The following is a 6,204-nucleotide window of genomic DNA, read 5'->3' as shown; positions in this document are numbered from 1 at the left end:
AGCCGGTCGTGCCCTCGCTGCGGAAGACTTCCTTGGCGATCTCGCCAATGCCGCCGAGCGAACCGATCAGCGACGATGCCTCGAAGGGCATCAGCACGATCTTGCTGTTGGTCGCAGTGCCGATCTTGCCCAACGCTTCGGTGTATTTCTGGGCAACGAAGTAGTTCAGCGCCTGCACATCGCCTTTGGAGATCGCTTCCGACACAACCTGGGTGGCGCGGGCCTCCGCCTCGGCCGAACGTTCGCGCGCCTCGGCATCGCGGAAGGCGGCTTCCTTGCGGCCTTCGGCCTCGAGGATCTGCGACTGCTTGAGGCCTTCGGCGGCAAGGATCTGGGCGCGCTTGTTGCGTTCCGCGGTCATCTGCCGGCCCATCGATTCGATAAGGTTGGCCGGCGGGTTGATGTCCTTGATTTCGACGCGGGTGATCTTGATGCCCCACGGGTGGGCCGCTTCGTCGACGACGCGCAGCAGGCGCTCGTTGATGGCGTCGCGGTTCGACAGGAGTTCATCGAGATCCATCGAACCCATGACGGTACGGATGTTGGTCATCGTCAAATTGAGGATGGCGTTCTGCAGGCCGGAAACCTGGTAGGCGGCCTGAGCGGCGTTGAGGATCTGGAAAAAGGCGATGCCGTCGACACCGACAATGGCGTTGTCGCGGGTGATGATTTCCTGGCTTGGAACGTCGAGCACCTGCTCCATCATGTTCATCTTGGCGCCGATGCGGTCGATGAACGGGTAAATGAAATTGAGACCCGGGCTCAGTGTCTTGGTGTAACGGCCAAAGCGCTCCACCGTATAGTTGTAGCCTTGCGGGATTGTCCTGATGCCTTTGATCAGCAGCACCAATACCAGAAGGGCAAGTGCACCAACCGCAATATCGAAACCACTGAAATCCATTTGGCTCTCCCTCAGACGAAGGCCGCACAAGCCATTCTCGCGCGGCCGACTTCACCAAAGACTTAAGTGTGTTTCAGATGCGTTACAATCAGGTGATGACGGATTGTTTGCGGGTGCGATCAGCGGTTGAAGGCAAACAATCTTGCATCCGTGTCCTCCAGCCCGTTGATCGAAGCCGGGACAATCTCGGAAGCGATCTGCGAGAAGGTGATGCCGTTGCCGCCGTAGCCCATCACTGCATAGATGCGCGGGTGGCGGGGAATGGCGCCGATATAGGGCAGGCCGGTGGTTGTGGTGCCGAACGAACCGGTCCAGGCAAAATCGGGCCTGGTGTCGAGATGCGGAAATACCAGGCCGAGCTCCTCGGCGATGCGTGTGCTCTTGTCGGCGATCAGCTCGTCGCGCCGCGCTTCGTCGACAAAATCCTCGTCCTCGCCGCCGCAAATGACCCGGCCGTCGATCGTCGTGCGCATATACAGATACGGCTCCGACGCTTCCCAGATGAACGCTGCGTCCGGCCAGAGCTTTCGCGGTTGCGGGCATGTTGCGATCGCCCATGTCGAGATGATCCGGTGGGCCGCGGCCGGCACGATCTCCACAAGTTCGTAGCCGGTGGCCAGAACAACATGTCGCGCGGTTATGGTCGGGCCATCCCTGGTCGCGACGACAACAGCTTCGGCGCTATCCTCGATCACTGTCGCGTCGACGGGGGCGTAGAAGCGAGCCTTGCGCTGAAGGGATTTCAGCAGCAGCCCAGCCGTCAGCTTACGCGGGTCGAGCGCGATGTTGCCGTGGCTGAGAATGGCGCCTTCGCGGTCGATGCCGAATGTCTCCGCCAGCGGCGCCGGCGTCAGATAGGTCGCGGCGATGCCGGCTAGCCGCCGTGCCTTGGCCTCGTCGCGCAGTTCCGACGGACCAAGTATCGTGCCAGACAGATAGAGCGACGGCGCCCGGCTCAGGCCACAGTTGATGCCGAGTTCGGCGATGCGTCCGGCGAGATTGGAGACGGCGAGCCGCGAGCGCCGCCAGGCCTGCTGCGCCGAGGCTCTGCCGACCATCTTCGAGAGCGTGGAGAGAGGCTGGTCTATTTCGAATGCCACCAGTGCGGTGGTTGCGGCCGTCGAGCCCTTCAGCGGACCGCGCCGGTCGATACAGATCACCCGATGGCCATCGGCCGTCAGCGCCTCGGCCATCATGGCGCCGCTGATGCCCATGCCGACGACCAGCACATCTGCCTTGACGTCCCGGACCAGGCCGTCCGTCGGCACCGCAGGCGCGCGATAGGCTGACCAGACGGGCTGGCCAGTTCTGAGGTCGAGTTTGCGGGACATCGCATTCTCCGGCGGCGCGCCTTAACGCCCCGGAGCTTGTGTTGTTCCGGAGTTAGAGCGGCGAGCTGCTCTAACTCCCGTTGACGAAATTCCCAAGGGAAAGCGCTATTCGCTTTTCCCGGGAAAACCGTTTCACACTTTTCCTGGAATTTCTCCTAGACCCAGCCAGACAGTTCGCGCCGCACCATCGCCTCGATCACCGCCATCCCCTCCGCGCTGTCGTTGAGGCAAGGGATATGGGCGAAATTCTTGCCGCCGGCATGGTGGAAGGTTTCGGCCGCCTCGCGGCCGATCTCATCCAGCGTCTCGATGCAGTCGACGGAAAAGCCGGGATTGACGACGGCGATCGACTTGACGCCGTCCTGTGCGAGTTTCTCCACCGTCTTGTCGGTATAGGGTTGCAGCCATTCCTGCGCGCCGAAGCGCGACTGGAAGGTGATGATCAGTTTCCTGTCATCCCAGCCGAGCCGTTCGCGCAACAGCCGCGTCGTCTTCTGGCAGTGGCAATGATAGGGATCGCCCTTCTCGAAATAGGGTTTTGGAATGCCGTGATAGGAGGTGATGACCACCTCCGGCTCGAAATCCAGCGTCGCCAGATGCCGTTCGATCGAACGCGCCAGCGCCTCGATATAGACCGGCTCGTCATAGTAGGGCGGCACGCTGCGGACGGCCGGCGCGCGGCGCATCTTCATCAGCGCGCGAAACAGCTGGTCGTTGGCTGTTGCCGTGGTCGTCGCCGAATATTGCGGATAGAGCGGAAACGAAAGAATGCGGTCGCAGCCCTGGTCGGCCAGACGCTGGGCAATGCTGGCGGTCGAAGGATTGCCATAGCGCATCGCCCAGTCGACGACGACATCAGGCAGGTCGCGCAGCGCTTCGGCCAGCTTTTCGGCCTGGGCACGGGTGTAGGTGCGCAGCGGCGACTCGTTCTTTTCCCGGTTCCAGATCCGGGCGTAATTGGCGCCCGACTTCTTGGGGCGCGTGGTGAGCACAAGTCCATAGAGGATCGGATACCAGATCGCCCTGTTGAGCTCGATGACGCGCGGATCGGACAGGAATTCACGCAGATACCGCCACATCGGCTTGAAATCGGTGCCATCGGGCGTGCCCAGATTGACCAGCATGACGCCGATCTTGCCCGCCTTGACCGGCGGATGCCCAGCGGGCAACGGGCCGAGCGCTTTTGCGACCTTGGGATCGGCAGGGGTGGGAAGCGTCATAAGGGTTCTCCGGGAGACGCGAACCTAACCATCTTGCGCGCGCATTCAATGCAGCGTCTGGCCGCACCTTAAAGCGGATTGTCCGAATGGATTCAGACGACCCGCTTTAACTCTTTGTTTTATGCATGTCGTTTTCCCAAAACCGAGGTCACTTTTGGGCGACATGCATTAGCCCGAAAACAGGACGCCCGTCCGGTTTTCGGACGGGCGGTGTCATTCAGGCATATAAGCGAGCTATTTCGGCGGGATGGTCAGGGTTGCGCCGACAGGAAGCCGGCGGGGTTCGTAGCCCTTGTTGGCGCCCGAAATGACCTTCCACCTGGCGCCGTCGCCATAGGCTTTCTTGGCCAGATCCCAATAGGTGTCGCCGGCAACGATGACATGGCTGGCTTCCGCTGGCGCGGCCTCAGCAGGCTTTGCCGGCTCGGCCGGTGCCGGCGCGGCTGGTGGCGCTGGCGGGGGAGGTGCTCCTTCCGTCGATATGGCCGGTGGTGTGTTGGCGATATCGCCCGAGTTGGCCGGCAATTCAGGCATTGCCGGTGCCGCTTCGGCAGGCTTGGCGGCTTCAGCCGGTGCGGGCGCCGGGGTGGCCGGTGCCGCTTCGGCTGGCTTGGCCGGATCGGTTGCCGGGGCCGCAGGCGCCGCGGCGACGGTCGCGGCTATTTCGGTGATGCGGCCGTCGAGCTTCGGCGTGTAGGGCCGGTGGGCGCCGAGATAGTCGGCAACCACCTGTTCCAGGCCGGGGCCGTAGTCGTAGGCATTCCTGGCCTTGTCGGCAAAGACCTTGTAGCCGTCGCCGCCCTGGCGAACATAGTTGTTGGTGGCGACCAGATAGTCCTTCTCCGGCTTGATCGGCGTCCAGGCACCGCCTTCCATGACCTCCACCGATTTGACCCGGCCGGCATTGGGCGCAACGGATTTGTCGAAGGAATATTTCAGGCCGGCGACCTGGGGGAAGCGCCCGGCGCCGTCCTCGACCTGACTGAGACCGCCCTCGAGGCCGGCCACCAGATCCTTGCCCGAAATCTGGAAGGTCGCCAGCGTGTTCTGGAAGGGCAGCACGGTCAGCACCTCGCCCATGGTGACGGTGCCCTTGTCGATCGAGGCGCGCAGGCCGCCGCCATTGGAGATGACGATCTCGACGCCCTGTCCCTTGACGCGGTCGAGGATGGCGTCGGAGACGAGATTGCCCATCGCGCATTCGCGGGTGCGGCAGCTCTCGCGACTGCCGTCGATGACGTCGGTGGTTTCGGCCACTTCCTTGTTCTTCAACGCCTCGATCGGCGCCCCAAGCTCCTTGATGCGGGCGAGCACGGCCGGGTCGGGGGTGATCGACTTGTCGAGATAGATCGGGTCGCCGCTGGCCGATTTGACGACGCCATTGTCGTCGAACACCACCTTGAACTCGCCGAGATATTTCGAATAGGAGGCCGCCTGCACCACCGGCACCTTGTAGCCGTCCGGATTGTCGACCATCGTCGGGTAGGGGCCTTCCGCCTTCGGATCGGTGTTCGACAGCAGGGAATGGCTATGGCCGCCGACGACGACATCGATGCCCGGGATCTTGGCGATGACGTCACGTTCGCGCCTGTAGCCGATATGGGTCACGGCGATGATCTTGTTGACGCCTTCGCCCTTGAGCTTCTCGACTTCGGCAGTGATCGACTTGACGTCGTCCTCGATGGCGACGTTGGGACCCGGCGAAGCGAGGTCCGGCGTGTCGTTGGTGATCGCGCCGATGATGCCGATGTTCTGGCCGCCGACCTCGACGACAACAGATGGCTTGACGCGGTCGCCGAGCTTGGATTGCGCGTTGGCCTTCACATTGGCGCCGAGCACGGGGAACTTGATCATGTCGAGGAACGGCGCCAAGGCGGCCTCGCCGTCGTCGAATTCATGGTTGCCGAGGGCCATGGCATCGAACTTCATGTCGTTGAGGAATTCGCCTTCGACCTTGCCCTTATAGGTCGTGTAGAACAGCGAGCCCTGGAAATTGTCGCCGGCGCTGAGCAGCAGCACGTTCTGGCCTTCCAGCTTCTTGCGTTCCTGGGCAATCGCGGTGATTAGCCGGCCCGCGCCGCCGATGCACTCGCCCTTGGTCTCCTCGTCCGCCGAGCAGGTCGATTCATATTTGTTGTTGCCTTCGATGCGGCTGTGCCAGTCGTTGATATGCAGGATGTTCAGCGTGTAGTCGGCAAAGGACGCGCCGGCCGACAGGCCGAGGGCTGAGGCTGACAGGGCTGCAATGGCGGCAAGCTTCTTCATCTTCGTCTCCCGGAAAGCTGATCAGAGGCCATTAGCGCTCTTGCTTGACTGGAACATAACAGCCGGCGCTTTGGCCATGTTCCCATCGCGTTCCGGATGACGCAAGCGGAATCCGGGACCCTTTGCCGGCACAAAAAAGGACGGCGGCCAACCAGCCGCCGTCCTTGGAAAACGAATGGTCGTGGGTTCAGACGCGCCTTGTCAGCACGAAATTCTGACCGCTGGAGCTCGTGCAGTTGAGCTGGCTTGTCGACACCATCAGGCAGTTGAAGCTGACCGCGGTCTGGCGGATCAGCGAGGTGCCGTTGATCTGCACCGATGTGGCGCCGGTCATCGTGTAGCTGCCGTCGGCAAGCTTCTGGCCGGTGTCGGTGGCTACCGTCGTGAAGGTGCCGCCGGTGAAGGTCGACAGGCCGGTGCCCTTGGCGTCGATCCACGAGCCCTCGACGCCTTTCGGCGCCGCTGCCATCGGCGGTTGGTTGGGGGC

The 6,204-nt window shown here is 62.6% G+C and carries 5 protein-coding genes; all 5 read right to left on the bottom strand.

All coding sequences use genetic code 11. From position 1 onward, the window contains the following. A partial coding sequence (locus EOA22_RS12380) for an SPFH domain-containing protein (RefSeq protein WP_164755379.1) occupies window positions 1-901 on the bottom strand: 901 nt, incomplete at its 3' end. Between the two features lie 119 nt (window positions 902-1,020). Then, entirely contained in the window at window positions 1,021-2,232 is a 1,212-nt protein-coding gene (locus EOA22_RS12375) for an FAD-binding oxidoreductase (protein WP_063168947.1), read from the bottom strand. A 155-nt stretch (window positions 2,233-2,387) separates the two neighbouring features. After that, window positions 2,388-3,452 carry a ferrochelatase gene (gene hemH, locus EOA22_RS12370; RefSeq protein WP_013529728.1) on the bottom strand — a complete coding sequence of 355 codons (1,065 nt, stop codon included), beginning with the start codon at window positions 3,450-3,452 and terminating at the stop codon, window positions 2,388-2,390. A gap of 234 nt (window positions 3,453-3,686) precedes the next feature. Then, complete coding sequence (locus EOA22_RS12365) at window positions 3,687-5,717, bottom strand: bifunctional UDP-sugar hydrolase/5'-nucleotidase (RefSeq protein ID WP_063168946.1); 2,031 nt, start codon at window positions 5,715-5,717, stop codon at window positions 3,687-3,689. Window positions 5,718-5,904: 187 nt separating this feature from the next. Then, a partial coding sequence (locus EOA22_RS12360; RefSeq protein ID WP_245478627.1) for a hypothetical protein occupies window positions 5,905-6,204 on the bottom strand: 300 nt, incomplete at its 5' end.

It is taken from the genome of Mesorhizobium sp. M7A.F.Ca.US.014.04.1.1, assembly GCF_003998745.1.
In the GTDB taxonomy this organism is placed as follows: domain Bacteria; phylum Pseudomonadota; class Alphaproteobacteria; order Rhizobiales; family Rhizobiaceae; genus Mesorhizobium; species Mesorhizobium ciceri.
Note: the sequence above shows the minus strand (reverse complement) of the source record. Positions and strands in the feature narration are given on the sequence as shown.

Excerpts from the sequence above, each read along its gene's own strand:
- hemH (WP_013529728.1), bottom strand. The coding sequence starts at position 3,452 with ATGACGCTTCCCACCCCTGCCGATCCCAAGGTCGCAAAAGCGCTCGGC.
- EOA22_RS12375 (WP_063168947.1), bottom strand. The coding sequence starts at position 2,232 with ATGTCCCGCAAACTCGACCTCAGAACTGGCCAGCCCGTCTGGTCAGCC.
- EOA22_RS12365 (WP_063168946.1), bottom strand. The coding sequence starts at position 5,717 with ATGAAGAAGCTTGCCGCCATTGCAGCCCTGTCAGCCTCAGCCCTCGGC.